The organism is Actinomadura sp. B10D3 (assembly GCF_039871695.1).
Lineage (GTDB): Bacteria > Actinomycetota > Actinomycetes > Streptosporangiales > Streptosporangiaceae > Spirillospora > Spirillospora madurae.
This window is the reverse complement of record NZ_JBDPLY010000017.1, coordinates 141874-168524: the sequence shown is the minus strand read 5'-3', so window position 1 is coordinate 168524 and position 26651 is coordinate 141874. Positions and strand designations below refer to the sequence as shown.

The window sequence follows — 26651 nt, the reverse complement described above, 5'->3', positions numbered from 1 at the left end:
CGATAGGTGCGGGGGAGGTGCCGGTGCGGGCTTAGGTGGTCAGTTCGGCGGCGAGTTTTTCGATGCGGGCTCGGATCTGGTCGCGGATGGGGCGGACGGCGTCGACGCCTTGGCCGGCCGGGTCGTCGAGCTGCCAGTCCAGGTAGCGCTTGCCGGGGAAGACCGGGCAGGTGTCGCCGCAGCCCATGGTGATGACGACGTCGGAGGCCTTCACGGCGTCGACGGTGAGGACTTTGGGGATCTCGGCGGAGACGTCGATGCCCTCTTCGGCCATGGCCGCGACGACGGCCGGGTTGACCTGGTCGGCGGGCTGCGATCCGGCGGAGCGGACTTCGACCCGGTCGCCGGCGAGGTGGGTGAGGTAGGCGGCGGCCATCTGGGAACGTCCGGCGTTGTGGACGCAGACGAACAGCACGCTGGGCTTGTCAGGCATCAAGGCTCCGTCGTGGGTGCGGTGTGGACGGGTCGAGGGTGGCGAGCAGGTCGGTGACGAGCAGGTCGAGCTCGTCACGTATGCGGCGGAGCTCGGTCAGGGGCTGGTGGGCGGGGTCGGGCACGGCCCAGTCCAGATACCCCACGCCGGGCAGGATCGGGCAGGCGCCGCCGCAGCCGAGGGTGACGACCAGGTCGGCGGCCGCGACCATCTCGTCGGTCAGCGGTTTGGGGTACTCGGCGGACACATCGACGCCGATCTCGGCCATGACCTCGACGACGGCCAGTTCCAGCTCGGCGGCGGGCGTGGTGCCGGCCGAGCGTGCGTGCAGGGCGCCGCGGCCGCGTACGGTGGCGAGGGCGGCGGCCATCTGGGAGCGTCCGGCGTTGGCGTCGCAGACGAACAGCACCTCGGGGACCGGCTTGGCGAGCCGGCCGCTCGCTTGGGCGAGCGCGGTGAGCCGTTCGGCGGCGAACCGTTCGGCCAGGACCACCAAGTGGCGGTCGACGCGGGATGCGTCGTGCAGCTGACGGTAGGAGTCGATGACCAGGCGGCGGACGGTGTCGGTGGAGACCAGTCCGTGGAAGCGGGCGGCCAGCCGGACCGCGATGCGGTCGAAGACGGCCCGGTCGGCGGGGACGCTCATGTCCGGCTCGCTCATGTCTGGTTCTGCGCCTCGGGCGTCGCGGAGGTGTAGCGGCGGCGCAGCCACAGCGAGACGTAGACCAGGGCGACCAGGACCGGGACCTCGATCAGCGGTCCGACGACACCGGACAGCGCTTGGCCGGAGGTGACGCCGAAGGTGCCGATCGCCACGGCGATGGCCAGCTCGAAGTTGTTGCCGGCGGCGGTGAACGCCAGGGTTGCGGTGCGAGGGTAAGGCAGCCGGACGCCTCGTCCCAGGGCGAATGCTCCGCCCCACATCACCGCGAAGTAGGCCAGCAGCGGCAGGGCGATCCGGGCGACGTCGGCGGGCTGGGAGGTGATCGTCTTCCCCTGAAGGGCGAACAGGATCACGATGGTGAACAGCAGCCCGTACAGCGCGGCGGGCCCGATACGCGGGAGGAAACGCGACTCGTACCATTCGCGGCCGCGGGCAATCTCCCCCAAGCGCCGGGTGAGGTAGCCGGCCAGCAGCGGAACGCCGAGGAACACCAGCACGTTGATCACGATCTTGCCGGTGGAGATGTGCAGGTGGCCGGTGTCCAGACCGAGCCAGCCCGGCAGGAGTTGCAGGTAGAACCAGCCGAGCACGCCGAACGCGACGACCTGGAACACCGAGTTCAGCGCGACCAGCACCGCGGCGGCTTCGCGGTCGCCGCAGGCCAGGTCGTTCCAGATGATGACCATGGCGATGCAGCGGGCCAGTCCGACGATGATCAGGCCGGTGCGGTAGGCGGGCAGGTCAGGCAGGAAGATCCAGGCGAGCGCGAACATCACTGCGGGGCCGACCAGCCAGTTGAGCACCAGTGAGGAGACCACGAGACGGCGGTCGCCGGTGACGGTGTCGAGCCGGTCGTAGCGGACCTTCGCCAGTACCGGATACATCATGACCAGCAGGCCGAGCGCGATCGGCAGCGAGATCCCGCCCGCCTCCACCTTCGACAGTGCTTCGTCCAGGCCAGGGACGGCGCGGCCGAGCCCGAGCCCGACCGCCATCGCCGCGATGATCCACACCGGTAGGAACCGGTCAAGGGTGGACAGCTTGCCGATCAGGTTCGCCTCGGCGCCACCGGAGCGCGCGAGGCCGGAATCGGGGGTCGGTTCACGGGCCGGTTCGGTGGTGGTCACGTGCAGGGCCTCTTGCGTCCGGCGGCCTGGGCCGCGCGGGCGGTGTCGGCGAGTCCGGCGAAGTCGGCCGCGAGGGCGTCCAGCGCCTCGGGGCGCAGCCGGTAGTAGGTGAACCGGCCGCACGGCTCGGTATCGACCAGCCCGGCCTCGCGCAGCGCCCGCAGGTGGTTGGAGATATTGGTCTGCTTGCCCCCCGTCTCCTCGACCAGGTGGCAGGTGCACAGCGCCTCGCCCGCCAGCAGCGACACGATCTGCGCACGGAGCGGGTCCGCGAGCACCCTCAACACATCACTCTCTACTGACATCACCATAGAATGATACGTTAGCAGCGGTGTCGGCCTGCGCATACGACGAGGTCGGCGGAACCCAGACCCTCCGCGCGTGGGGGGCGGCGCGCTAGGGCGGACGGTGAGAACGGGCGGCTAGAAGGGCGCCTTGGCGCGCTCGGCGTACAGCTGGTAGCCCGCGCTGAGCATCGACGTCGCCGCCAGGGTGCACCAGTACAGGCCGCTCACCGACCCGGTGACGCGCGCCAGTGCGATGCGGTTGCCCTTGGCCGACTGGGCGGCGGTGACCTGCTTGTCCAGCACGCTAAGGGTGCAGTGGGTGTCGCCGTGCGCCAGGGCGCTGCAAGCGCTCCAGATCAGCTCGGCGGTGTCGGCGGAGTATCCAGCTGACGGTGCGGCGTCGCGGACCATGTCCTTGTAGCAGGCCGGGGTCTTGTTCAGGGTGCGTTCGGCCACGGCGGGGGCGACGCCGAGCGCGGTGGCGAGCAGGGCGTACAGGTCGGTGAGGGCCTGCTGCCTGGTCGTCGGGCCGGGATTGCTCAGCAGATCGCGGATCCGGTGGGCGGCGCGGATCTCGTTGCGCTGCATCGCCAGCCGACGGGTGACGCGGCCGGCCCGGTCCGCCGGCTGCAGCCACACCGCTCGCGCAGCGTTCTCCATCCCGGCGCGCAGCAGCGTGAACTGGGAGTGGGTGTGGATCATCAGCCGGTCGACGCCTTGCGGTGAGGAGTGCAGCACCGAGTGCAGGCACAGCAGGTGGTCTTGCGCGACGGTCAGCGCGTGCCAGGCGCCGTGGCCGACGTCGTGCGGGTGCGACTTGGCCTCGTCGCCGGCCAGCGGGCTGCCGGGCTGGATCTCCCAGGCCTGCGGCCGGGCTTGCAGCGCCTGGTGGCGCTGGTGCTCGCGGTCGACCAGGCGCGCCAACTTGTGCAGGAACTCCTGCTCCTCGCTCATGCCCGCCGACGGTACGCCCGGCCCTAGTAGAGCGGCTGTGTAATTTCCCCGACCGCTCTACCCGGGCGGCTGCTCGGCGAGCGCCGGGTCGGCGCTGGGGCTGGTTGCGGGGATGGCGACAGAGCGGCGGGGGATGCTGCCGGTGGCTGCCAACGCGGCCAGCGCTGCGGTGGCGGCAAGCGCGATGAACAGGGCGGGGTAGCCGCCGAGGCCGGCGGCCAGGGCGGCGCCGGCGGCGGGGGCGATGGCGATGGCGATGGTGACGGGCGCGGTCATGACGCCCGACAGGGAGCCGTAGTCGGCGGTGCCCCACCGGTCGGAGACGGCGGTGGCTTGCAGCAGGGTGGCGATGCCGCGCGTGGTGCCGGCCAGCACGGAGATGGCGATGAGCAGCGGAAGGGGGCCGGGTACCGCGGCCAGCACGAAGGTGGTGACGGCGGAGCCGGCCAGGATGCACACGGTGCGGGTCCGGACGCTGCTGCGCCGGACCAGGGCGCGGTAGCCCAGCCGACCGGCGACCTGCCCGACGCCGCCGAGGCCGAGTGCCCAGGCGGCGATGCCGCTGGAGGCGCCGCGCGCGGTGAGCAGTGGAATGAGGTTGGTCAGCACGGCGAACATCGAGAATGCCGACAACGTCAGCGCCGTGGTCAGCAGCAGGAACGGCGAACTGCGCACCACCGTGTGCACCGCGGCGCTCCCCTGGTCGCTGCCGTGGTCGCGGCCGACATCGCCATCGCCATCGGGATCGCCCGCGGAGGCGGTGCCGTGCTCGATGGGCGGCGGCCACGGGCGGCGCAGCGCGAAGTAGTGCAGGGGGATGGTCACCGCGGCCAGGACCGCGGCCAGGACCAGGTAGACGGCCCGCCAGGACATCTGGGTGGCCAGGGCGCTGGTGAGGGGTGCGAAGACGGTGCTGGCCAGGCCCGCGACGAGCGTGAGGGTGGTCAAGGCACCCAGATGGTGGGGGGCGTAGTAGCGGGTGAGGGCGACGAACGCGGGTTGGTAGAGCACGGCGGTCATCGCGGTCCCGGCCAGCAGCCACGCGGCCACGAACCAGCCCAGGTTCGGCGCGGCCGCCAGACCGATGACGGCAAGGACGCCCAGCACTGAGCCGCCGGTCATCAGCAGCCGGGGGCCGTGCCGGTCCAGCGCGCGGCCGAGCGGGATGCCGCCGAGCGCGGCCAGGATCAGCGCGGCGGAGAACGCCGCGGTGATGGCGCTGGTGGACCAGCCGGTGTCGCGGCTGATCCCCGGGGCCAGGACCGGGAAGGCGTAGTAGAGCACGCCCCAGCTGGTGATCTCGGTGACGCACAGCGCGAGCAGCGGCACGCGGGAGGTCGCATCGGTGCCGGCGCCGGTGCCGGAGGCGTGGTGGGTCGCCGCCGGCACCGGGACGGAGGATTCGCGGCTCACCGGCTAGTTGTCGCCTCGTTCGGCGTCGCCGGAGTGGCCGTGAACGCTTCCGGTCGCAAAGCCCAGCCCGACGGGGGTACCGATGCCGATGGTGATCGGCTCGGGCGCCGATCCGCCGCAGCACGAGCCGCCTCCGGCTTCGGCTGCGGTGACCGTGGCCGGTGTCTCGGCGGGTTCGGTGCCGCAGGAGGTGCCGCAGCCGTCGCCGGCGGCTCCGGGCACTTGGTCCTCGGTGATCAGGCTGGTGGAGCAGACGCCGGTTTCGGGAAGGTCGAGTTCGACGGCGTCGGCCGCGGCTCGGTCTCCGGCCAGGGCGGCGACCACGGAGCGGACCTGCTCGTAGCCGGTGGCCATCAGGAAGGTCGGGGCGCGGCCGTAGCTCTTCATCCCTACCAGGTAGAAGCCGGTCTCGGGGTGGGTCAGCTCGCGTTCGCCGTGCGGGGGGACGGTGCCGCAGGAATGGAAGTTGGGGTCGATCATCGGCGCGAGCCGGACCGGTGCCTCGGTGGCCGGGTCGAGTTCCACCCGGACCTCGCGGAGCATGTCCAGGTCGGGCCGGAACCCGGTGGCCGCCACCACGGCATCGGCCTCGATGACGCGCTCCCCGTCCGGGGTGGTGCCGGTGACCTCAACGGGCCCGGTAGCAGGGCCGTCGGCGGGTGCGGCGAAACCGGTGATCGTGAAGGACCGCACCAACTCGATCTCCCCACCTTCCACGGCGGCCTTGAGACGGGTGCCCAGCGCGCCGCGCGCCGGGAGACCATCGGCGTCGCCACCGCCGTACAAACGGGCGACCGACGCCGATCGGACGGCCCAGGTGATGCGGGTGCCCGGCGCGGTCTTGGCGAGTTCGGCGAGGGTGAGCAGGGTGTTGGCGGCGGAATGGCCCATGCCGACGACCAGGGCGTGCTTGCCGGCGAAGCGGTCGCGGTCGCGGCCCAGCACGTCCGGCAGCGGTCCGGTCAGGTAAGGGGCGGCCTGGTCCTCGCCAGGGGCGGTCAGGCCGGAGTGGCCGAGCGGGTTGCTGCGGCCCCAGGTGCCCGAGGCGTCGATGACGGCGCGGGCGGTCAGGTCGGTGACGGCGCCGTCCGGGCCGACGGTGCGGACCAGCAGCGGCTGCTGGTCGCGGCCGACGGTGCGGGTCACGTCGACGCCGCGCCGGGCGACGGCGATCACGCGGGTTCCGGTCCGGATCCGCCCGGCCAGTGCGGGCACCCTGGCCAGCGGGGCCAGATAGTCGCGGACCAGTTCGGCGCCGGTCGGCAGCGCCTCCGGATCGGGCAGGGTCCACCCGGTCGGCTCCAGAAGGCGGCGTGCGGCGGCGTCGGTGTCGTACCGCCATGGCGAGAACAGCCGGACGTGTCCCCATTCGGAGATCGCCGCCCCGGCGGCCTCGCCGGCCTCCAGGACCACGAAGTCCAGGCCGCGTTCCGCCAGATGAGCGGCAGCGGCCAGCCCGACCGGCCCCGCCCCGATGACCACCACCGGCAGGTCGCCGGAGTCGGTGTCATCGACGCAGCCGCACTCGGCGCTGGTCGTGGTCTCGATCACGGTGACCGCCGGGTCCAGGGACTGCTCGGTGTCGGTGCAGCAGCTGCTGACTCCGCAGCAGTTGCCCGCAGCCGCCGATTCGGGCGCCCGCTCGGCGGGCTCCTGGGACTGGTCGTTCTCGCTCATGATGTCTCCTCGCTGCGTTGCGTGGGTGGGCTTGCTTGGGCGGTCTTGTGGAATGGACGGTGCGGTTTAGGTCAGAGACTGGCGCGGTGGGCGGCCGCACGGCACGCGCTGGTGCAGACCTCCCCGCGGTCGTCGCGGAGGTTTAGGCGCCGCCGGAGCGTGCGGTGCTGTGCTGGGCGGTGCTGTGCCGGTCGCTGCTGTGCCGGGCGAGCGGCGGCTTCATCACACCCCCCTGTTTAGACATCCTTCGAAGCAGGCATCTGTTTGCATCCCTGCATAGATGGATGTCAAGTTAGAGTCATGTCTAAGTCGCTGGAGTTGGAAGACGTCACCGACCCGGCGTGCTGCGCGCCGCTGAGCGGGCCCGCTCTGGATGAGGAGGAGGCCGCCGAGCTGGCCGGGGTGTTCAAGGCGCTGTCGGACCCGGTCCGGCTGCGGTTGCTGAACATGATCGCCTCCGCGAAGGACGGCGAGGCGTGCGTGTGCGACCTGACCGGCTCCTTCGAGCTGACCGCCCCCACCATCTCCCACCACCTGAAGGTGCTCCGCCAAGCCGGGCTGATCGACGGCGAGCGGCGCGGGACCTGGGTCTACTACCGCGTCGTCCCCGAACGGCTCACCCGGCTGTCCGGCCTGTTCGCCCTGCCCGCCCTCGCCCCCGCCTAGCAAGCCGGCCTCCCGGCCTGGCGCGGCCGACGGCCGCCCGAGTTACCTCGTGTGCCGCCGAGCGAGCCGGGTGAAGATGTGGCGGGCGTCGGCGCCGACATCGCGCGGGGTCGCCGGAGCGAACGAACGCTGCCACTCCGAACCCACAAATCCCGCCCCTGGGGGATGGGGGACACACCGCCGCGCTGCAGCGGCTGCGCGCCAGCGCTCCCAGGCCGGCGAGATAGTCGACGCCGGGCCGGTACCTGATGGCCAGCAGCAGGACGGTCGACAGAGCACACACTTTGATCAGAGTCCGATGGCGCCGGCCGCATCGCGGATGTAGGCGGCAAGCTGACCGACGACGTAGTCGGCGTCGCGGCTGACTCCGCGCACGGTATTGGAGGAGAACGAGCGCTGGAACTCCAGCCCCAGGTAGACCAGCCCGACGTGGGTGGTGGAGATCCCATGGACGTGCGCGGGCAACCCTGCGTCGTCCAGAGCTCCCAATGAGCGCAGGTAGCCGAGATCGGGCCGGTATCCGGTGGCGAACAGGGCCACGTCGACTTTCTCCCGCCCCCCATCCGGCCAGACCACCCCGTCGCCGTCGAATGCGGTGAACATCGGCTGCCGGTCGAACCGGCCTGACTCCAGGGCGTTGTTGTAGTCACCGGTGTCGAGCACGAGAGGGCCGGGCACGAGGTGCCCGAGCCATGGGCCGGACAGCAGGTCGAAGCCGCTGGTCTCCAGCCAGTGGTGCAGGTCTTGGCCGCCGATCCGCTGGTGCATGAAGGAGATCGGCTGCAGGGTCGCGATGGTCACCGAGGCGACCTCGGCCAGTTCGTAGGCCACCTGGACGCCCGAGTTGCCGCCTCCAACGACGACGACTCTCTGGCCGGCGTATCGCTTGGGGTCACGGTACTGCGCGACGTGCAGGGTCTCTCCGGTGTAGTCCTCCTGGCCCGGCAGGACGGGCTGGTACGGCTTGCCGAAGGAACCACTGGCGGCAACGATCCCAGCGGCGGGGATGGCCTGACCGTCGGCGGTCCGGACGACGAACCCCCGGCCACGGGATTCGACATCGCTGACCCGTGTCCCGGTGCGGATCTCAACGTCGAGGTGGGCGGCGTAGCTCTCCAGGTAGTCGGCGACCTCGTCGCGCGTCGGATAGCGGTCGGGATCGCCGGGGAAGGGGAAGCCGGGCATCGCGCTGTAGCGGGCGGGAGAGAACAACGTGAGGCTGTCGTAGTAGCCCGGCCAGGAACCTGAGGGGCGATCGCCGGCCTCCAGGACGAGGGGCCGCATACCCGCATCACGCACGGCGCGCGCTGCGGCCAGGCCGGACTGCCCGGCTCCGACGATGACGACTGGATCGTTTGGTGTGGTCATGCCCAGGAACATATATACATGATTCGAGATATGTCAAAGCAGAGTTATGTGGTTGAATGTCGTCTGAGGGGGAGGACCGATGCCGCATACCTCGACCGTGCCCGCCGTTCCGGACACCGGTGTGTCTGCCTGCGCGACGTCCGGCTCAACAGCGCCCGAAGCACAGGAAGAGCCGGTCGAGTTCAGCCCTGCCGTGCACGACTTCCTCAAGGCGCTGGCCAGCCCAACCCGGCAGCGCATCATGCTGCTGTTCGCCCGGGGCGCGGAGCTGTCGGTGAACCAGGTGTCCCAGCTCGCCGGAATCGCCCAGCCCCGGGCCTCCGAGCAACTTGCTGAGCTGAAAAGGGGCGGCATCCTCACCTCCCGCAAGGAAGGCAAGGTCGTCCTGTACCGGGCCGATAAGGAGACCGTCGCCTCCGCCCTGTCCAACCTGCAGGCCTATCTCCAGCATTGCTGCTGATCGCGGAGTGGAACCCGGCCGGTTCGGCCCGTTGAGTTGGGTCGAACCGGGGCGCACTGCCGTGATCGCTCACGGCGGTTCGACGGCCCGTCGCCGCACCAGGCGGTCTTCTCCCGAATGCGTCCCCAGGTCCGGAGTGGAGGGCTCTGTGCAGGTCACGGCGTGGTGCACGCCGCCGGGTGGCCGGGCGGGTTTCGGTCCGGACGCGCGGTGACAGGTCGGGCGGCGGCGGTGCCGGCGCGCGGCCGGATGATCGCGCGGCCGCGCCTCGTCCGAGGTGGATCTGTGAAACCGCCGTAGGTCAGGAGTTTCGGTACCACTTGCGAGTGACCCTAGGGGCCACGGTGTGGCCGGGTGGTGACGGTCCAGCGAGCTTGGTGCCAGCCGGGTTCTTGTGATGGACGCTCGTTGTGCTTCGGACTGGTCTGGGGGCACCGATGGCACAGATGAGCATGGTGGAGAAGTACGCGGCGATCAGGCGGGTTCATTCCTTGCGCCGGAGCCGGTCGTCTGGGCCGTGACCAGCAACAACACGTGTGGGTGCGGGGCGGGGCCCAGCAGGCCGGATGGGACCTGTGCGGAGCCCGGATCGAGCCGCCGAGCAAACATCGAGCAAACATGGGAACGAACCGGGACGGAACCGGCGCCGGGCATACCGGGCATCTTCTTTGTTTGCCCTGGCCAGGGGTGGTGGGTCGCGTGGGACTCGAACCCACAACCTACGGATTAAAAGTCCGGAGCTCTGCCAATTGAGCTAGCGACCCGTCCCGCAAGCGTACCGAGATCGGCGGGGGGTTTGCGACGGGGTTAGCGGGCGGGGGTGAGGTGGACGGGGAGGTGCTTCAGGCCGTTCTGGAAGTTGGAGGCCAGGCGGACGGGGGTGCCGGTGAGGGTGACGGTGTGGGGGAGGAGTTCGCGGAAGATGGCGCGCATCTGGGTGCGGGCCAGGTGGGCGCCGAGGCAGAAGTGGGGGCCGAAGCCGAAGCTGACGTGGTCGTTGGGGGTTCGGGTGATGTCGAAGCGGTCGGGGGAGGGGAAGACGGTCTCGTCGCGGTTGGCGGAGGCGTGGTAGACGACGACCTTGTCGCCGGCGGCGATCTCCTGGCCGGAGAGGGTGGCGGGCTTCGTCGCGGTGCGGCGGAAGTCCATGACCGGGGGCCAGTAGCGCAGCATCTCCTCGACGGCGGACGGGAGGAGAGACGGGTCGGCCTGGAGGCGGGAGAGTTCGGCGGGGTGGTCGAGGAGGGTGAGGAGGCCGCCCGGGATGCCGTTGCGGAGGGTCTCGTTGCCCGCGACGGCGAAGAGGAAGAACATGTTCTCGAACTCGTGGGTGGTGAGGCCGCCCTCCAGCATGCGGGACATGATGTCGCCGGACGGGCGCAGCCGCTTCTCGGCGGCGAGCGCGTGGGCGTAGGCGAACATGTCGGCGAGAGCGGTGTAGGAGCGCGGGTTGACGGGGCGGCCGTCCGGGTGGGCCCACGTGGTGGGGCGGTACTTCATGGCCTCCTGGGCCATGGGGGTCATGGCGGCGGCGTCGGCGGTGGAGAGGCCGGCGTACTCGTCGTCCTGGTAGCCGATGACGCGGGACGCCCAGTCGTAGAGGAGGCGCCGGTCGGACTCGGGGACGCCCATGATGTGGGCGAGCGTCCAGACGGGGAGGTCCGCGGCGAGGTCCACGAAGTCGGTGTCCTCGCCCAGGGCCGAGGCGATGAGGCCGCGGGCGCGGTCGTTGATCGTTTCTTCCAGGGCGCGGACGGCGCGGGGGGTGAAGGCGGCGGCGACGATGCGGCGCAGGCGGGAGTGGTCCGGCGGGTCCTGGTTGAGCATCATCGCGCGGACGAAGGCGAGATCCTCGGGCGTGTCGGGGTCGCGGATCTGGGTGGCGCCGAGGTTGGAGGAGAAGAGGTCCGGGGAGCGCAGGACGTGCTTCACGTCGGCGTGCCGGAAGACCGCCCAGTAGCCGGGGCCGGCGGGCCAGGGGCCGACGGCGGGTTCGGGGACCCAGGTGACGGGCGTTTCGGCGCGGAGCTCCCGGAACGTGTCGTAGGGGACGCCGGCGGCATAGGTGGCGGGCAGGAAGATCTCCTCGTGCATGTCCACAGCGTGCATCATGTCGGGGTGACGTTGAAGCCTGAGGAGATCCTCCGTGACAACTTCGCGCCCTGGGTGCTGGACCTGGGCCTGGTGCCGGAGGAGGTGGGGGACGGGACCGCGGTGCTGCGGCTGCCCTGGTCGGACCGGCTGGCGCGGGAGGGCGGCGCCTTGTCGGGGCAGGCGCTGATGGCGGCGGCCGACACGGCGGTCGTGCTGGCGGTGTCGGGTGCGAAGGGGGCGTTCGTGCCGATGACGACCGTCCAGCTGAGCACGTCGTTCCAGCGGCCGGTGGCCGGGCGGGACGTGCGGGTCGAGGTGGAGCTGACGAAGCTCGGCCGGACGCTGGCGTTCGCGGAGATCGACTTGACGGCGGATGGGAAGACCGTGGCGCACGCGAGCGCGGTTTACGCCATCATCGGCTGACATGAGTCGAGTCGAGAAAGTCGTGGTGCCGGACGGCGAGTTCGACCTGCGGGTGTGGGCGCCCGAGGGCGGCGGACCGGGCGTGTTGCTCGTCCAGGAGATCTTCGGTGTGGGCGACTACATGGAAGCGGTCGCGGAGGATCTGGTGGCGCTCGGGTATGTCGTGGGCGCGCCCGACATGTTCTGGCGGATCGAGCCGAACTGGACCACCGAGCACAACGAGGAGGCCCTGCCCAAGGGCATGTCGATGGTCTCCCAGTTCGACTGGGAGAAGGGCGTGGAGGACGCGGCGGCGGCGCTGGGGGTGCTGAGGGGCATGCCGGAGGTGGGCAAGGTCGGTGTCCTCGGGTTCTGCTTCGGCGGGACGCTCGGGTACCTGCTCGCCGCAAGGGCGGAGGTCGACTCCCTGGTGTCGTTCTACGGGTCGGGTGTGCCGGGGATGCTGGAGCACCTGGACGCCGTGCAGGCGCCGGTGCAGTTCCACTTCGGCGGTGCCGACCCCTATATCCCCAGGGAGGACGTCGCCAAGGTGGAGCGGGCCGTCGAAGGACGGGACGGCATGGAGATCCACGTCCAGGAGGACGGCGGGCACGCGTTCCACAACCGGAAGGCGCCGATGTTCTACCAGCCGGAGCCGGCGGCGCGCGCCTGGAGGCTTACAGAGGAGTTTCTCCGGCGGACGCTGTCATAGCGCCCAGGACGGCAGCGGCTCGCAGTGCTCCAGCCAGTCGGCGGGGGAGGAGCCGAGGATGCCGCCGACGATGGCGCAGGTGGTGTCGACATCCCCGCCGGCCGCCGCGGTCGTCCAGAAGGCGGCCTTGTAGTCGCCGAGGTGCCGTGCCGCGGCCCAGAGGCTGAACGGCACGGTGTCGTGCGCGGCGACGTGCCGGCCGTTGCCGAGGACGGCGGACGCGGTGGACGGTTCACTGATCGTCAGCAGGCGCCGGGCCTCGACGATGCCCTTGCGGACCGTCCCGGGCGGGACGAGCCGGAGGATCTCGTCGATGAACTTGCCGGGCGGCGGTCCGGTGGGTGCGAGGGCGGCGGCGACGGCCACGGCGATCGCCCCGGCCACCGCCTCGGGGTGCGGGTGCGTCACCTCGGCCGAGAGGGCGGCCTGGCGGGCCGCTTCGGCGGGGTCGTCCGCGAACCACGCGCCGAGGGGAGCGACCCGCATCGCGGCGCCGTTCCCCCATGAGCCCGCGCCGTCGAACGGTTCGCGGGCGAGGGTCCGCCAGTCGCCGCCTTCGCGGACGAGCCGCAGGAGCCGCCCGGTGGACGGCCCGTAGCCGCGGTCGAAGTCGTGCCGTTCGGCGAAGCTCGCGATCAGGGCGTCCTGGTCGATGGCGCCGTGGCGGGTCAGGACGAGGTAGACGGACGCGGCCATCTCCGTGTCGTCCGTCCACTGCCAGGAGCCCGGGGGGAGGGTCCGCGTCTCGAACGCGGCGCGGTTGGCCGGGACGAAGAACTGGGAGCCGAGGGCGTCCCCGACGGCGAGGGCTTGAAGCGAGGCGTACGCGCGGTCCTTCACACGGGCTCCAGGGAGAGGCGGGAGAGTTCCCTGCGGGACGAGATGCCGAGCTTCGGATACGCCTTGTAGAGGTGGTACTCGACGGTCCGCGGGCTCAGGAACAGCTGGGCGGCGATCTCGCGGCTGCTCGTCCCCGAGGCCGCCAGCCGGACGACCTGGAGCTCCTGCGGGGTGAGGCGGTCGATGAGGTCCGGCGCGGTGGGGACGGACGTCCCCGACTCGCCGGTCGCGCGGAGTTCGGCGCGTGCCCGGTCCAGCCAGGGGGCCGCGCGGAGGCGTTCGAAGATCGACACGGCGGACCGGAGCGGGCCGCGGGCGTCCGCGCGGCGGCGGGACCGGCGCAGGAACTCGCCGTAGAGGAGTTCCGTGCGCGCCCTCTCGAACGGCCGGGACGACTGTTCGTGCAACTGGACGGCCTCCACGAACGGTTCCTCGCTGTCGGAGAGCAGGGCTTCGCAGTGCAGTGACACGGCGAGCGCCCACGGCTGCTTCACCGCCTCCGCCCAGGCGCGGAACCGCGAGAGGGCCTCGCGGGCGACGTCCACGGCCCCCGCGCGCACGGCGGCCTCGACCTGGTCGGCGGCGGAGAGGAGGCCGCCGTGCCGGTGAGGCCCGCGGGAGATCTCTTCGAGGCGGCGCAGCGCGTCGTCGTGCCGGCCGAGGCCGAGGTCGAGCAGCGCGAGCGCGCCGTCGGCGGAGCCGCCCGCCGAGGGCGGGGCGTGCGCGACCAGCTCGCGCAGCCGCGCCTCGTCGCCCTCGATCGCGGCGACCCGGGCCAGGACGGCGCGCAGCCGGCCCTCGCGGTGCGGGCGGCCCGTGTCGCGGGCGAGCGCGATGGCCTCGGCGACGGTGGCCTCGGCGTCCGCGTGCAGCCCGGCGGCGATCTGCGTCTGCGCCTGGATCTGCAGGATGTTCGGCAGCTCGCCGATCCGGCCGTGCCGGCGGGCGTCCGCGACCTCGGCGGCGGCGAGGTCCAGCGCGGCGGCGTCGTCCCCGGCGATCAGCGCGAGCTGCGCGCCGCGGACGCGGTCGCCGGTGCCGGCCAGCGCCTCGGCGACCGGCCCGGCGAGCAGCGGAGCGCCGCCCGCGTGGTCGCCGCGGGCCAGCAGCGCCAGGCCGCGCACGGCCGGGTCGTCCGGCAGCAGCTCGGCCGCCCGGAGCACGGCGGGCAGCTCGCCGGACGCCCACCCGTACATGGCGCCGGTCCGCAGCATCCCGGCGCGGTCGTCCCCGGCGGCGCCGGCGACCATCCCGCGGGCCGCGGCGCGCGGGTCGCCGCGCTCGTACTCGACGGCGGCGTGGACGCGGCCGAGCCGGGGGCGGTCGGCGGGCGCGGGGCCGAGCCGGTCCGCCTGGACGGCGAGCTCCTCGGCATCGTCGAGCCGCCCCGCCCGCAGGACGAGGTCGGCGGCGGCGCCGAGCCGCGCGGCCCGCACCCGCGGGTCCGGGGTCAGGTCGGCGGCCTGCCGGTACAGGGCGGCGGCCGTCCCGTACCCCGTGCGGTCGCGGGCGCGGCAGGCCGCCGCCTCCAGCTCTGCGGCGACGTCCTCGTCGGGCCCCAGGGCGGCGGAGGCGCGGTGCCGGACGCGGCAGTCCACGTCGTCGGCGACGTCGGCGAGGGCCCGGTGGACGGCGAGGCGCTGCGCCGCGACGGCCCCCTGGTACGCGGCCGCCCTGATCAGCGGGTGCCGGAAGGCGATGGTGCGCCCGGCGACCTCCACCATGCGGGCGCGTTCGGCCGCCTCCAGGTCGGCGAGGCCGACCCCGAAGGCGCCCGCAGCGGCGAGCAGGCTCGGCATGTGGCCCCGCCCCTCGGCGGCCGCGATCAGCAGCATCAGCCGGGTGGCCTCGGGGAGCAGGGCGATCTGCGCCTGGAACGCGCCGAGGACGCGGTCGGTGACGGGCAGCGGCCGCGCGTCGTCCCGCCGTCGGGTGTCGGCGGCGGCGAACTCGTGCAGCGCGAGGGGGTTCCCGGCCGCCTCGCGGAGGATCCGGTCGCGGACGATCGGTGCCAGGCCGCGCGCGGTGAGGAGCCGTTCGGCGTCGGGACGCGGCAGCCTGCCGAGGCGCAGCTCCGGCAGGCCGGTCGCGGTGAACGCGTCGTCCCGCGCGGCGAACAGCATCACCACGCCCTCGGCCGCCAGCCGCCGGGCCGCGAACAGCAGCGCGTCCGCGGTCGCGGTGTCCAGCCACTGCGCGTCGTCCACCACGGCGACGACGGGGCCGTCCGCGTCGGCGAGGTCGGCGAGCAGCGTGAGGACGGCGAGGCCGGTCGTGAAGCGGTCGTGGCCGGGGGACGCCTCGCCGAGCGCGGACCGCAGCGCGGCGGCCTGCGGGGGCGGCAGGGCGTCCAGCCGGTCGCGGACGGGCCACAGCAGCTGGTTGAGGCCCGCGAACGCGATCTCGGACTCCGCCTCGATCCCGGTGATCCGCAGCGCGCGGGGCACCCGGTCCGCGGCCTGCGCGAGCAGCGCCGACTTGCCGATCCCCGCCTCTCCGCGCAGCACGAGGACGCCGCTGCGGCGGTGGTCGCGCGCCTCGTCGATCAGCGAGGAGATCCGCGCCTGTTCGTCGTTCCGCCCGTAGAGCACGCCTCCAAAACTACGGGGCCGAATACCGAAGCTTTACGGATTCGCCCCCTAAGAGGTCGTTCGTAGCTTCATGGCCAGCGATAACGCCATGAGGAGGACTTCATGCAGGAGCTGTTCGAGCCGCTGTCGACCGGCAAGCTGGAGCTGCCCAACCGTCTGGTGATGGCCCCGATGACCCGCAGCCGGGCCACCGAGGACGGCGCGGTGACGGGGTTGACCGTCGAGTACTACCGGCAGCGTGCCGCCGCCGGGCTGATCATCACCGAGGGCACCCAGCCGAGCGTCCGGGGCCAGGGCTACATCCGCACGCCGGGCCTGCACGAGGACGGCCATGTGACGGCGTGGCGGGCGGTGACGGATGCCGTCCACGCCGAGGGCGGGCGGATCTTCGCCCAGCTGATGCACGCTGGCCGCGTCGGGCACCCCGTCCTGTACCCGGACGGAGGCGCGCCGCTCGGGCCGTCGCCCCTCGCGTCCGGCGAGAAGCTGTTCACCCCGGACGGGCTGCTCGACCACCCCGTCCCGCGCGAGATGACGGTGGACGACATCGCGCAGGCGATCGAGGAGTTCGTCGCGTCCGCGCGCAACGCGATCGAGGCCGGGTTCGACGGGGTCGAGCTGCACGGCGCGAACGGCTACCTGATCCAGCAGTTCCTGACCGACGGCAGCAACACGCGGACCGACGTCTACGGCGGGACGGTCGAGAACCGCGTCCGCTTCGCCGTCGACGTCGCGCGGGCGGTGTCGGAGGCGATCGGGCCCGACCGCGTGGGCTTGCGCGTGTCGCCCGGCGGCACCGCGAACGGCGTCAGCGAGAGCGACACGCCGGAGCTGTACGCGGCGCTGCTCGCCGCGCTCGCTCCGCTGGGCCTCGCGTACCTGCACATCATGGAGCTGGGCGACCGGGACACGACCCTCCGGCTGCGCGCCGCGTGGCCGGGGACGCTGATCCTCAACCCGCATCCGACGCCGGGGTCGTTCCCCGCGAAGCCCGAGTACGGCGTCGAGGCGCTGCGGGACGGGGCGGCCGACGCGGTCGCGTTCGCCGAGATGTGGCTCGCCAACCCGGACCTGCCCGCCCGCATCAAGGCCGGCGGCCCCTACAACGAGGCGGACCGGAGGACGTTCTACGGCGGCGACCACCGCGGCTACACCGACTACCCGGTGCTGGCGTGACCGTGCCCGGCAGGGGAGGCCCCGGTACCGGCCAAGGGGAGCCGGTGCCGGGGCCTCGCGGCGTCGCCGGGTCAGAGACCCGGGCGGACGCCGCCGCTGAAGTTGCGCTTGTAGTACTTGGTCAGCTTGATCTTCTTGACCCGCTGGCCGGAGCTCGGCGCGTGGATCATGTACCCGTGCCCGGCGTAGATGCCCATGTGGGTCCTGCCGCCGTAGAAGAACAGCAGGTCGCCCTTGACGGCGCCCTTCCAGGAGACCTTCTTCTTGACCGCGCGGTAGATCTGCTGCGTGGTGCGGGGCAGCTTCACCCCGGCCTTGCGCCAGGCGCCGCCGGCCAGTCCCGAGCAGTCCCACGAGCCGGGGCCGGTGCCGCCGTAGCGGTACGGGTCGCCGATCTGCTTCGCCGCGTACTTGACGGCGTAGGCGGCGCGCTTGCGCTGCTTCGCGGCCCGGGACTGCTTCGCCGCGGCCTTCGCCGTGGCGGCCTGCGCGGCCGGTGCCGCGGCGAGCGTCGCCCGCTGCGGGACCGCGGCCTGCGCCGGGCCCACCGCGAGGACGGAGGCGCCGAGCGCGGTGGTCGTGGTGAGCACGAGGCCGCCCACGGTGAATCCGGTCTTCAACGTCGTTCGGGGGGTATGCAGAATGACTCCAGACTTCGCGGTCGATGCCTACCGGGCAGCCGTCACCCACCGGTATTGATCATGGGATCGGGATGTCGCGGCCGTTTACGAAAAGGGCGGCCGCTTCCGGTTCCGTGCCTCATGGCTGCACGGATTCGGCTTCCGGCGGACGGCTCTCGGGCGGGGTCCCTGGATGGGACGACCTCGGGGTCCGCGCCCGCCCTCGTCGGGGGCCGGGCGCGCCGCCGCCGTGCGCCGGGTTGCGTGTTCTGCTGTCCTGGCGGCCGATGTGCCGCATGAACCGGGCAGGAAGCTAGCCAGCGTCCGCGACGGCTGGCAAATCACGAAGCCATTTCTTCGCCGGACGGCCGTCCGATTGAGACTGCGGTCTACCGTTCTGCCAGCATGGATGATCGAGGGAATTCACGAATTGTGAAGTGAGTCACATGCGACCGTTAAGGGTGTGGTTCATTTATTGATCTGTGATGTGCGGCACAGCCGGGACGGGGGGTGGGGTTGCCGGATCCGGCCATGTGCGGCCATTGACGGCGGCGGCGAGCACCCCTGTAGTGCGAAGGAGATTCATGTCCTGTGACCGGAGGGAGCCCCGTGTTCGGCAGGCCCGGCAGAGCACGCCCCGTCCATCTCCTCCCAGCCCTCGCCCTCTCGGTCACGCTCGCGCTGACCGCAGCGTCCCCCGCCACCGCAGCGTCCCCTGCCACCGCGACGACCTCCGCCGCCCAACCGGCGGCGGCCAAGCCCTCGACCGTCAAGTTCCCGCCCGGGTTCCTCTGGGGCGTCGCCACCAGCGGTTTCCAGAGCGAAGGGTCGTTCCCCGACAGCAACTGGACGAGATACGCCGAGAACGAGGCCCCCGGGGTCGAGGACCCGTACGGGAACTCCGTCGACTTCCGGCACCGCTATCCCGGTGACCTGAAGCTCGCCAAGGGGCTCGGCGTGAGCGTCTTCCGGACGTCCGTCGAGTGGTCCCGCATCGAACCGCGCCGCGGCCACCGTGATCCCGCCGCGATCGCGTACTACGACGACCTCGTCCGCCGGATCAAGGCGAACGGGATGCGTCCCATGCTCACGCTCGACCACTGGGTGTACCCCGGGTGGGTCGCCGACCAGGGCGCCTGGGACGACCCGAAGACCCAGGACGACTGGCTGCGCAACGCGCGCTACATCGTGAACAGGTACAAGGGCCAGGGCGTCATCTGGATCACCTTCAACGAGGCCAGCGCCTACATCTACAAAGAGCTGACCACCCGCCCGATGGACCTCGGGCAGATGATGACGATGCGCGACGCCCTGATCAAGACGCACCGCGCCGCCTACGACATGATCCACCAGGTCGATCCGGGCGCCCCCGTGTCGAGCAACGTCGCCTACGGGTCGGCCATCAACGGCATCTTCGACGCGGCGCTGTTCAACGACGTCACGGACAAGCTCGACTTCATCGGCATCGACTATTACTACGGCGCCAACCTGGAGAACCTGACCGCGGTGCACTCGCTGACCGGCGAGTTCTGGAAGATCGACCCCGAACCCGAGGGCCTGTACTACGTCCTGAAGAACTACCAGCGCCGCCTGCCGCACCTGCCCGTCTACATCGTCGAGAACGGCATGCCGACCGACGACGGCAAGCCGCGCCCGGACGGCTACACGCGCTCGAACCACCTGCGGGACCACATCTACTGGATCCAGCGGGCCATGGCCGAGGGCGTGAAGATGATGGGCTTCAACTACTGGAGCCTCACCGACAACTACGAGTGGGGCAGTTACCGGCCGCGGTTCGGCCTGTACACGGTGGACGCGCTGACCGACCCGTCCCTGAAGCGCCGTCCGACCGACGCCGTCCCCACCTACCGGTCGCTCATCGCGAACCGGGGCGTCCCGTCCGGGTACATGCCGGTCCGCAAGCCGGGCTGGTGCTCGATCGCGGACCCCATCGCCACCTGCCTCGGCACCACCCCCACCCCGCCCGCCGCCTACCGCTCGGTGGGCTGACGAACGGGGCATGACCTGCGCGTCCCCGGGTAGTCCCACGGCACCGCCAACGACCAGGGGTACACGTGGGGGACGTGCGGACACACCCGCGGGCCGTCGCGCCGCGCGGGTCCGGCACCGCGGGACCGGGGCCGCCGGGCCTCGGCGGCGCGGCGGACGGCCTGCTGCTCGCGCTGAAGCGCGCCGCGGCCGCGCTGCGGGACGCCGGGATCGGCTACGCGCTCGCGGGCGGGTTCGCCGCGTATGCGCACGGCGCCGCCGTGTCGACGCACGACGTCGACTTCGTGGTGCGGCCGCGGGACGTCCAGGCCGCCCTGGACGCCCTCGCCGCCGCCGGCATGATGCATCAGCAGAGCCCGGAGAACTGGCTGGAGAAGGCCTTCGACGGTGAGCAGCCGATCGACCTGATCCACACGCCCTCCGGCCGCCCGGTGGACGACGAGCTGCTCGGCCGGGCCGAGGAGCTGGCGGTCGGGGCGGTGTTCATGCCCGTCCTCCCGGCCACCGACCTGATGATCATGCGGCTGCTGGCGTTCACCGAGACGGCCTGCGACTTCGGCGGGTTCCTGCACGTGGGACGGGCGCTGCGCGAGCAGGTGGACTGGCGGCGAGTGGCCGCCGAGACCGCCGAGTCCCCCTACGCCTACGCGTTCCTGACCCTGCTCGCCCGGCTGGACGTCATCGGGGAGGACGTGCTGTGACCGAACGGGGGACGAGATGACCGACCAGGAGAGATACCTGTCCGCGCACATCCAGGAGAGGCTCGCGGCGGAGGCGTACGAGCTCGGCATCCGCGTGGACGTCCGCGGCGACGTCGTGCACCTGCACGGCGAGGTGGTGAGCGAGGAACGGCGCCGCGCCGTGGAGGACGCCGCCCGGGTCGCCGCCGGGGGCCGCGAGATCTGCAACGAGCTGCACGTCGTCGCGGTCCCCGAGCCCGACGCGGAGGAGCGGATCTCATGATCCACATCGCGGCGGCAGGCGATCTCCACATGGGGCCCGAGGCGGCCGGGGAGTACCGCGGGCACCTGGCGGGGCTGGCCGGCCATGCCGACGTCCTCCTCGTCGCCGGTGACCTGACCCGGCACGGGACGGTCGAGGAGGGCCGCGTCGCGGCGGCCGAACTGCGCGACCTCGGCGTCCCGGTGATCGCCGTCCTCGGCAACCACGACTACCACAGCGACGCCGAGGAGGAGATCGCCGGCATTCTCCGAGACGCGGGCGTGACCGTCCTCGAAGGGGAGGGGACCGTCCTGGACTGCGACGGGACGCGGCTCGGCGTCGCGGGCGGCAAGGGGTTCGGCGGCGGGTTCGAGGGCAGGTGCGCCGGCGACTTCGGCGAGCCGGAGATGAAGGCGTTCGTCCGCCACACCAAGGACTTCGCCGGACGCCTCGGGGCGTCCCTGCTGGAACTGGACGCCGACATCACGATCAGCCTGACGCACTACTCGCCCGCCGCCGACACCCTCGAGGGCGAGCCGCCGGAGATCTACCCCTTCCTCGGCAGCTACCTGCTGGGCGAGGCGATCGACGAGGCCGGCGCCGACCTGGCGATCCACGGCCACGCCCACAAGGGCACCGAGCGCGGCCTGACCTCCGGCGGCGTCCGCGTCCGCAACGTGGCCCTCCCGGTCCTCCAGCACGCCTACGCGCTGTACCGCCTGGACCCCGCGGCACCCCCCACCCGCCACCACACCGAGAACCGCGTCTCCGCCTGGTGACCCGGGGAAGAGGTCAGGGCGCTGAGCGGAGAAGGTCGAGGACGGCCTGTTCCACTGGGCCCTGGGTCGCCAGATCGCCTTCGGCGGCGTCCACGCCCAGGCGGCCGAGGACGGGGGCGATCGTCGTGTCCTGCTCGTACAGGTCGATGATCCGGGGGTCGATGTAGGACGCTCGCGCGACGGCCGGGGTGTTGCCCAGGTAGGACGCGACCTCCTTGACGACGCGGACGACGGCGCGCTTGCGGGCGGTGTCGCTCTCCGGGGCGCGCACCGACACCGCGAGCCCGACCGCGGCGAGGACGGTCGCGTGCCAGGTGCGGAAGTCCTTGGCGGTGAAGTCGCCGCCGGTGACCTCACGGACGAACTCGTTGATGTCGGACGTGGTGACGTCGTGCCAGCCGTTCCGCGTGCGGTAGGCGAGCAGCTCAGGGCCGCCGTCGCCGCGCCGCTTGAGACCGCTCACGACCTTGCACACGTTCTCTTCCGCGACGGCGTGGTAGCGCTCCTTGGAGCCCTTGGCCGGGTACTCGAACGTCACGTGGCCGCGCCGGCAGGTGACGTGCTCCCGCAGGACGGTCGCCAGGCCGTACGTCTGGTTCTCCGCCGCGTACGCCTCGCCGCCGATCCGGAAGAAGCCGAGGTCGATGAGCCGGACGGCCGCGGCGAGCACCCGTTCCCGCGAATATCCTCGTCCGGCGAGGAAACCGCTGAGCGTGTCGCGGACCTTCGGCAGCCGCTCGGCGAGCTCCAGGACGTGCTCGTGCTTCTCCCGGTCGCGCTGCTCGCGCCATGCGTCGTGGTAGAGGTACTGGCGCCGTCCGGCCGCGTCCGTCCCGATGGCCTGGATGTGGCCGTCGGCGTCCGGGCAGATCCACACGTCCTTCCAGGCGGGCGGGATGACCAGGGACCGGATCCGCTGCTTCTCGCCCGGGTCGCCCAGGGGGCGCCCGTCGAGGCCGAGATACACCCACCCCTTGCCGTGCTTCCGGCGCCCGTAGCCGGGCCCGGTCGGGTCGCTCTGCCGCAGCCGCATCAGCCCGGATGGATCTCTCCGCCGGCGGGCACCAGCGTCTGGCCGGTGTAGTAGGACGACAGCCGGTTCGAGGCGAAGAACACGTAGGACGGCGCGATCTCGTCGGGATCGGCGGCGCGTCCCATCGGCGCCTGCTGCCCGAAGCTCTCGACGCGCTCCTCGTCGAAGGTGGCCGGGATGAGGGGTGTCCAGACCGGGCCGGGGGCGACGCAGTTCACGCGGATGTCGCGGTCTATGAGGTTCTGGGCGAGGCAGGTGGTCAGCGCCATCGCGGCCGCCTTGCTGGCGGAGTAGTCGATGAGCGTCTTGTTGCCGCGCAGCCCGTTGATGGACCCGGTGATGATGATGTTCGATCCCGGCCCCAGGTGGTCGAGGGCCTCCTGGACGATCCAGAACAGCGCGAACACGTTCACGTCGAACGTCCGCCGCAACTGCGCGTTGTCGATCTCCCGCACGTCCTTCACCGGCGTCTGCGTCCCGTGGTGGAGGACGAGAAGGTCGAGCCCGCCCAGCCGGCGGACGGTGTGCTCGACGACCTCGCGGCAGTGCCGCTCCTCGGCGAGGTCGCCGCCGAACGTCACGCACCGGCGGCCGGCGGCCTCGACGAGGCCCGCGGTGTGCCGGGCGTCGTCCTCTTCCTCCAGGTAGGTGATCGCGACATCGGCGCCCTCCTTGGCGAACGCCACGGCGGTGGCGCGGCCGATCCCGGAGTCGCCGCCGGTGATCAGCGCCCGCCGCCCGCGCAGCTGGTCGCTGCCGGTGTAGTCGCGCATCTCGTCGCGGGGTTCGGGTGCCATGTCCCCGGTGCGGCCGGGGTAGGACTGGCTCTGTGCCGGACGCTCACTCATGTGCTGCCGCATGCCCTGAGTCACGGGCAGCAAACGCCCGCCTATGGTACCGGCGGGTAATATCGCGGCTCGGTAGTCCCCGGGGGTGCGGCGGGACGTGCGAACCGGCGTCCGGCTACCATCATCCCGAACCACATTCGGTCCCTCACGTAAGGTGTCGCTGTATGGACCTGAACGGAGTTTCCGCCGTCGTATCCGGTGGCGCGAGCGGCCTCGGTGAGGCCACCGTCCGCGCGCTGGCCGCCGAAGGCGTCAAGGTGGTCGTCGCCGACCTGAACGAGGACAAGGGCAAGGCGCTCGCCGACGAGGTCGGCGGCGTCTTCGTCAAGACGGACGTGTCGAACGAGGAGCAGGTGCAGGCCGCCGTCCAGGCCGCCGTCGACACCGGCGCCCCGCTGCGCGTCATCGTCAACAGCGCCGGCATCGGCTGGGCCTCGCGCACCGTGAACCGGGACGGCAGCCCGCACGACCTCGCCTCCTACGAGACCGTGATCAGGGTCAACCTGATCGGCACCTTCAACCTGATGCGGATCGGCGCCGCCGCCATCTCCAAGACCGAGCCCGCCGACGCGGACGGCGCCCGCGGCGTGGTGATCAACACCGCGTCCATCGCCGGCATCGAGGGGCAGACCGGGCAGATCGCCTACTCGGCGTCCAAGGGCGGCATCATCGGCATGACGCTGCCGGCCGCGCGCGACCTCGCCGCGATCGGCGTCCGGGTCAACACCATCTGCCCCGGCATCATCGACACCCCGATCTACGGCGAGGGCGAGGCCGCGGAGGCGTTCAAGGCCAAGCTCGCCGCGCCCGTCCCGTTCCCGAAGCGGATGGGCAAGGCGTCGGAGTTCGCCCACCTCGTCACGTCCCTGATCGAGAACGACTACATGAACGGCGAGACGATCCGTTTCGACGGCGGCATCCGCTTCCAGCCGAAGTGAGGCACTCATGACCGACGCTGTATCACCCGAGGGGGGACGGAACCCCGCGCCCCCCGGCAACGGCGCTGTGCTGACAGACGAAGACGGTGCGGTCCTCGTCATCACCATCAACCGCCCGGAGGCCCGCAACGCGGTCAACGGCGAGGTGGCGAAGGGGATCGCGGCGGCCGTCGACGAGCTCGACTCCCGCAAGGACCTGTCCATCGGCATCCTCACCGGCGCCGGCGGGACGTTCTGCGCCGGCATGGACCTCAAGGGCTTCCTGACCGGCGACAACCCCGTCGTCGAGGGCCGCGGGTTCGCCGGCATCACCGAGCGCCCGGCGGCCAAGCCGCTGATCGCCGCCGTGGAGGGCTACGCGCTCGCCGGCGGCTGCGAGGTGGCGCTGGCCTGCGACATGATCGTCGCGGCGCGGGACGCCCAGTTCGGGCTGCCGGAGCCCAAGCGCGGGCTGGTCGCCGCCGGCGGCGGCCTGCTGCGCCTGCCACAGCGCATCCCGTTCCACATCGCCATGGAGATCGCCCTCACCGGCGACAAGTACCCGGCGGAGCGGATGGCCGAGCTCGGGTTCGTCAACCGGCTCGCCGAGGCCGGCGGCGCGCTCGCCGCGGCCAAGGAGCTGGCCCTCAAGGTCGCCGAGAACGCCCCGCTGGCGCTCGCGGCGACGAAGAAGGTCATCGTCGAGTCCGCCGACTGGACGTCCGCCGAGGCGTGGAAGAAGCAGCAGGACATCACGCTGCCCGTCTTCACGTCGAAGGACGCCCAGGAGGGCCCGGCGGCCTTCGCCGAGAAGCGCAAGCCGAACTGGAAGGGCGAGTAGCCTCGCCCGAGTCCCGCCAGACGCCCGGAACCTCCCCGTTCCGGGCGTCTTGGCGTTCGTCCCTGATGCGGCCGCGCGGGCCCCGCACGCGGGGAGGGGGTGAGGCCGCGTGAGATGACCTTGCCGCGGGTAGAGATCAACCGCGGAACGATCACCGAGGTCACCGGGAGAGTCCATGGGCGTCGCACGGGTCGTGGCATTCTGCGCGGTCGCGCTCGCCGCGCCGTTCGTCTTCGTTCCCCAGGCGTCCGCGAGGGAGAGCGCCGGACACGATCCATGCCAGGCGCTCAACCGGGGCGAGTCGCGCTACGACCCGGGCGCCGCCAGGCATGTGGTCTTCGCGGTCGCGGCCGCCTACGGGACGACCGAGGTGACCGTCACCGAATGCGTCCGCAAAGGACGCTCCTGGAGAAAGGTCCTGGGCACCCCGGGACATGTGGGCCGGAACGGCTACGCCGAGCCCGGCGCCAAACGCGAGGGTGACGGCATGTCCCCGACCGGCTCCTACAGCCTGACCGAGGCGTTCGGCGAAGGCGATCCGGGCACCGCGCTCCCGTACCGGACCCTGCGCGACACCGGCGACTGCTGGGGCTCGACCATCGGCGACGAGCGCTACAACCGCTACTACCGCGGCACGTGCCTGCCCGCCGACGAGGACCTCTCGCAGATCATGAAGGACGGCCCCTACCGGCAGGCCGTGGTGATCGACTACAACCGGCCGCCGGACTCCCCGATCGTCCAGGGGAACGGCTCGGCCATCTTCATGCACGTCGGGGCGGGCCCGACGGCCGGCTGCGTCTCCATGGCCCGTCCCGAACTGGAGACCGTGATGGGGACCCTGCGTCCCCACGATCGGATCATCATGGGGACGCGGCAGGCCCTCTTCCGCTGACCGCCCCTTCTCAAGCGGTGGTCGCCAGGTAGTGCTCCGCGATGTCGTCGCTGGTGGTGAGCCAGGCGTCGGGCTGGGCCGCGAGGAACTCCAGCGCCTGGTCCAGGTACTTGTGCCGGAACGGCTGGCTGATCACGAACGGGTGCAGGGCCAGCGCCATCACCCGTCCGCTCGTCCCGGAGTCGGCGCGCAGCTGCTCGTACTGGTCCTTGACGGCCTGCAGGAACTCCGGCCCGGTGTACCCCCGGCCGAACATCAGCAGGTCGTTGAGCTCCACCGTGTACGGGACGCTGATCATGCCGGGGACCTTCAGCCGGTACGGCTGGTCGTCGTTGGTCCAGTCCAGCACGTAGGAGAGGCCGAGTTCGGCGAGCAGCTCGGGGGTGTTGAACGTCTCGGTCAGCCCCGGTCCCATCCATCCGCGCGGGCGCCGCCCGGTGGCTTTGGTGATGGTGCCGACGACGTCGTCGAGGAAGTGCCGCTCCTCCTCGCGATCCATGCCCGCCTGGAGGATCGAGTTCGTCCGGCCGTGCGCGAGCCAGGCCCAGTCCCGGTCGAGCCCGGCCTGGATGATCTGCGGGTTGTGCTCGGCGACCGCGGAGTTCAGCAGCACGCTCGGCCGGACGCCGTGCCGGTCCAGGCTCTCGATCGTCCGCCAGATGCCGACGCGGGCGCCGTAGTCGCGCCAGCCGTGGTTGAGCGCGTCGGGGACGAGGTCGGCGGTGCCCGGCCAGATGCTGGTGGACGGCCGGTCGATCAGGAAGTGCTCGACGTTGAGCCCGATGTACACGGCGACCTTGGCGCCGTCGGGCCAGTGGAGGGGAGGACGTTCGGTGATCGGGCTGTAGTCGAAGAGGCGGTTCTCCGCTGTGTTCGTCATTCCGACACGGTAAAAGCTAACATCG

27 protein-coding genes and 1 tRNA gene are annotated in these 26651 nt (G+C 71.8%); 12 read left to right on the top strand and 16 right to left on the bottom strand.

The window, feature by feature from the left end:
* Positions 1–31 precede the first annotated feature (31 nt).
* The 7 genes from ABGB11_RS25020 to ABGB11_RS24990 all read right to left on the bottom strand — a co-directional run bounded on the left by ABGB11_RS25020 (position 32) and on the right by ABGB11_RS24990 (position 6555).
* Positions 32–433 (bottom strand): arsenate reductase ArsC, encoded by a 402-nt coding sequence (locus tag ABGB11_RS25020; protein WP_347636443.1) that lies wholly within the window; start codon positions 431–433, stop codon positions 32–34.
* Positions 426–1094, bottom strand: a complete 669-nt coding sequence (locus ABGB11_RS25015; RefSeq protein WP_347636442.1) for an arsenate reductase ArsC — start codon at positions 1092–1094, stop codon at positions 426–428. Before ABGB11_RS25015 ends, ABGB11_RS25020 begins: the two co-directional genes overlap by 8 nt.
* Complete coding sequence (arsB, locus tag ABGB11_RS25010; protein ID WP_347636461.1) at positions 1091–2149, bottom strand: ACR3 family arsenite efflux transporter; 1059 nt, start codon at positions 2147–2149, stop codon at positions 1091–1093. The genes ABGB11_RS25015 and arsB overlap by 4 nt, the downstream gene beginning before the upstream one ends.
* A gap of 71 nt (positions 2150–2220) precedes the next feature.
* On the bottom strand, positions 2221–2508 hold the full coding sequence (locus ABGB11_RS25005; protein ID WP_347636440.1) for a metalloregulator ArsR/SmtB family transcription factor: 288 nt from the start codon (positions 2506–2508) through the stop codon (positions 2221–2223).
* Between the two features lie 138 nt (positions 2509–2646).
* On the bottom strand, positions 2647–3465 hold the full coding sequence (locus ABGB11_RS25000; protein WP_347636439.1) for a hypothetical protein: 819 nt from the start codon (positions 3463–3465) through the stop codon (positions 2647–2649).
* 57 nt (positions 3466–3522) lie between these two features.
* Positions 3523–4878: an MFS transporter gene (locus ABGB11_RS24995; protein ID WP_347636438.1), complete on the bottom strand. Its 1356-nt coding sequence runs from the start codon at positions 4876–4878 to the stop codon at positions 3523–3525.
* A 3-nt stretch (positions 4879–4881) separates the two neighbouring features.
* Positions 4882–6555 carry an FAD-dependent oxidoreductase gene (locus tag ABGB11_RS24990; protein ID WP_347636436.1) on the bottom strand — a complete coding sequence of 558 codons (1674 nt, stop codon included), beginning with the start codon at positions 6553–6555 and terminating at the stop codon, positions 4882–4884.
* Between the two features lie 300 nt (positions 6556–6855).
* Between ABGB11_RS24990 and ABGB11_RS24985 the strand changes: the two genes are divergently transcribed.
* Positions 6856–7221 carry a metalloregulator ArsR/SmtB family transcription factor gene (locus ABGB11_RS24985; protein WP_347636435.1) on the top strand — a complete coding sequence of 122 codons (366 nt, stop codon included), beginning with the start codon at positions 6856–6858 and terminating at the stop codon, positions 7219–7221.
* 288 nt (positions 7222–7509) lie between these two features.
* Here the strand turns inward: ABGB11_RS24985 and ABGB11_RS24980 are convergent, their stop codons facing one another.
* The gene (locus tag ABGB11_RS24980; RefSeq protein WP_347636433.1) at positions 7510–8601 is read right to left on the bottom strand and encodes an NAD(P)/FAD-dependent oxidoreductase; all 1092 of its coding nucleotides are present in this window, start codon (positions 8599–8601) and stop codon (positions 7510–7512) included.
* Positions 8602–8668: 67 nt separating this feature from the next.
* On the opposite strand from ABGB11_RS24980, the gene ABGB11_RS24975 reads away from it, so the two are divergent.
* Positions 8669–9049, top strand: a complete 381-nt coding sequence (locus ABGB11_RS24975; RefSeq protein ID WP_347636431.1) for a metalloregulator ArsR/SmtB family transcription factor — start codon at positions 8669–8671, stop codon at positions 9047–9049.
* Between the two features lie 688 nt (positions 9050–9737).
* Here ABGB11_RS24975 and ABGB11_RS24970 read toward each other — a convergent pair.
* Together ABGB11_RS24970 and ABGB11_RS24965 are read right to left on the bottom strand one after the other, a co-directional pair.
* A tRNA-Lys gene (locus tag ABGB11_RS24970) sits at positions 9738–9813 on the bottom strand.
* A 43-nt stretch (positions 9814–9856) separates the two neighbouring features.
* A complete protein-coding gene (locus tag ABGB11_RS24965) occupies positions 9857–11143 on the bottom strand; it encodes a cytochrome P450 (RefSeq protein WP_347636430.1) in 1287 nt (428 codons plus the stop codon).
* Between the two features lie 24 nt (positions 11144–11167).
* Here ABGB11_RS24965 and ABGB11_RS24960 point away from each other — a divergent pair, with 24 nt between their 5' ends.
* Both ABGB11_RS24960 and ABGB11_RS24955 read left to right on the top strand, forming a co-directional pair.
* On the top strand, positions 11168–11566 hold the full coding sequence (locus tag ABGB11_RS24960) for a PaaI family thioesterase (RefSeq protein WP_347636429.1): 399 nt from the start codon (positions 11168–11170) through the stop codon (positions 11564–11566).
* Between the two features lies 1 nt (position 11567).
* Complete coding sequence (locus tag ABGB11_RS24955; RefSeq protein ID WP_347636427.1) at positions 11568–12257, top strand: dienelactone hydrolase family protein; 690 nt, start codon at positions 11568–11570, stop codon at positions 12255–12257.
* On the opposite strand, the gene ABGB11_RS24950 is transcribed toward ABGB11_RS24955, so the two are convergent.
* A complete protein-coding gene (locus ABGB11_RS24950; RefSeq protein WP_347636426.1) occupies positions 12252–13097 on the bottom strand; it encodes an ADP-ribosylglycohydrolase family protein in 846 nt (281 codons plus the stop codon). The genes ABGB11_RS24955 and ABGB11_RS24950 overlap by 6 nt on opposite strands.
* On the bottom strand, positions 13094–15688 hold the full coding sequence (locus tag ABGB11_RS24945) for an AAA family ATPase (RefSeq protein WP_347636425.1): 2595 nt from the start codon (positions 15686–15688) through the stop codon (positions 13094–13096). Before ABGB11_RS24945 ends, ABGB11_RS24950 begins: the two co-directional genes overlap by 4 nt.
* Positions 15689–15790: 102 nt before the next feature.
* On the opposite strand from ABGB11_RS24945, the gene ABGB11_RS24940 reads away from it, so the two are divergent.
* A complete protein-coding gene (locus ABGB11_RS24940) occupies positions 15791–16864 on the top strand; it encodes an alkene reductase (protein WP_347636423.1) in 1074 nt (357 codons plus the stop codon).
* Between the two features lie 71 nt (positions 16865–16935).
* Here ABGB11_RS24940 and ABGB11_RS24935 read toward each other — a convergent pair whose 3' ends face one another.
* A complete protein-coding gene (locus ABGB11_RS24935; protein WP_347636422.1) occupies positions 16936–17484 on the bottom strand; it encodes a C40 family peptidase in 549 nt (182 codons plus the stop codon).
* Positions 17485–18075: 591 nt separating this feature from the next.
* Here ABGB11_RS24935 and ABGB11_RS24930 point away from each other — a divergent pair.
* From ABGB11_RS24930 to ABGB11_RS24915, 4 genes are all read left to right on the top strand, one after another.
* Positions 18076–19494: a family 1 glycosylhydrolase gene (locus tag ABGB11_RS24930; RefSeq protein ID WP_347636420.1), complete on the top strand. Its 1419-nt coding sequence runs from the start codon at positions 18076–18078 to the stop codon at positions 19492–19494.
* Positions 19495–19568: 74 nt separating this feature from the next.
* Positions 19569–20195 (top strand): hypothetical protein, encoded by a 627-nt coding sequence (locus tag ABGB11_RS24925; RefSeq protein WP_347636419.1) that lies wholly within the window; start codon positions 19569–19571, stop codon positions 20193–20195.
* A gap of 16 nt (positions 20196–20211) precedes the next feature.
* The gene (locus ABGB11_RS24920) at positions 20212–20457 is read left to right on the top strand and encodes a BON domain-containing protein (RefSeq protein WP_347636417.1); all 246 of its coding nucleotides are present in this window, start codon (positions 20212–20214) and stop codon (positions 20455–20457) included.
* Positions 20454–21215 carry a metallophosphoesterase gene (locus ABGB11_RS24915; protein ID WP_347636416.1) on the top strand — a complete coding sequence of 254 codons (762 nt, stop codon included), beginning with the start codon at positions 20454–20456 and terminating at the stop codon, positions 21213–21215. Before ABGB11_RS24920 ends, ABGB11_RS24915 begins: the two co-directional genes overlap by 4 nt.
* A gap of 13 nt (positions 21216–21228) precedes the next feature.
* Here ABGB11_RS24915 and ABGB11_RS24910 read toward each other — a convergent pair whose 3' ends face one another.
* Positions 21229–22248, bottom strand: a complete 1020-nt coding sequence (locus ABGB11_RS24910) for a DNA topoisomerase IB (protein WP_347636414.1) — start codon at positions 22246–22248, stop codon at positions 21229–21231.
* Positions 22248–23096, bottom strand: a complete 849-nt coding sequence (locus ABGB11_RS24905; protein ID WP_347636413.1) for an SDR family oxidoreductase — start codon at positions 23094–23096, stop codon at positions 22248–22250. Before ABGB11_RS24905 ends, ABGB11_RS24910 begins: the two co-directional genes overlap by 1 nt.
* A 164-nt stretch (positions 23097–23260) precedes the next feature.
* Here ABGB11_RS24905 and ABGB11_RS24900 point away from each other — a divergent pair, with 164 nt between their 5' ends.
* From ABGB11_RS24900 to ABGB11_RS24890, 3 genes are all read left to right on the top strand, one after another.
* Positions 23261–24034: an SDR family NAD(P)-dependent oxidoreductase gene (locus ABGB11_RS24900; RefSeq protein ID WP_347636411.1), complete on the top strand. Its 774-nt coding sequence runs from the start codon at positions 23261–23263 to the stop codon at positions 24032–24034.
* Between the two features lie 7 nt (positions 24035–24041).
* On the top strand, positions 24042–24854 hold the full coding sequence (locus ABGB11_RS24895) for a crotonase/enoyl-CoA hydratase family protein (RefSeq protein ID WP_347636410.1): 813 nt from the start codon (positions 24042–24044) through the stop codon (positions 24852–24854).
* 175 nt (positions 24855–25029) lie between these two features.
* Complete coding sequence (locus ABGB11_RS24890; RefSeq protein ID WP_347636409.1) at positions 25030–25746, top strand: L,D-transpeptidase family protein; 717 nt, start codon at positions 25030–25032, stop codon at positions 25744–25746.
* A 10-nt stretch (positions 25747–25756) separates the two neighbouring features.
* On the opposite strand, the gene ABGB11_RS24885 is transcribed toward ABGB11_RS24890, so the two are convergent.
* Positions 25757–26626 carry a polysaccharide deacetylase family protein gene (locus ABGB11_RS24885; protein ID WP_347636407.1) on the bottom strand — a complete coding sequence of 290 codons (870 nt, stop codon included), beginning with the start codon at positions 26624–26626 and terminating at the stop codon, positions 25757–25759.
* Positions 26627–26651 lie beyond the last annotated feature (25 nt).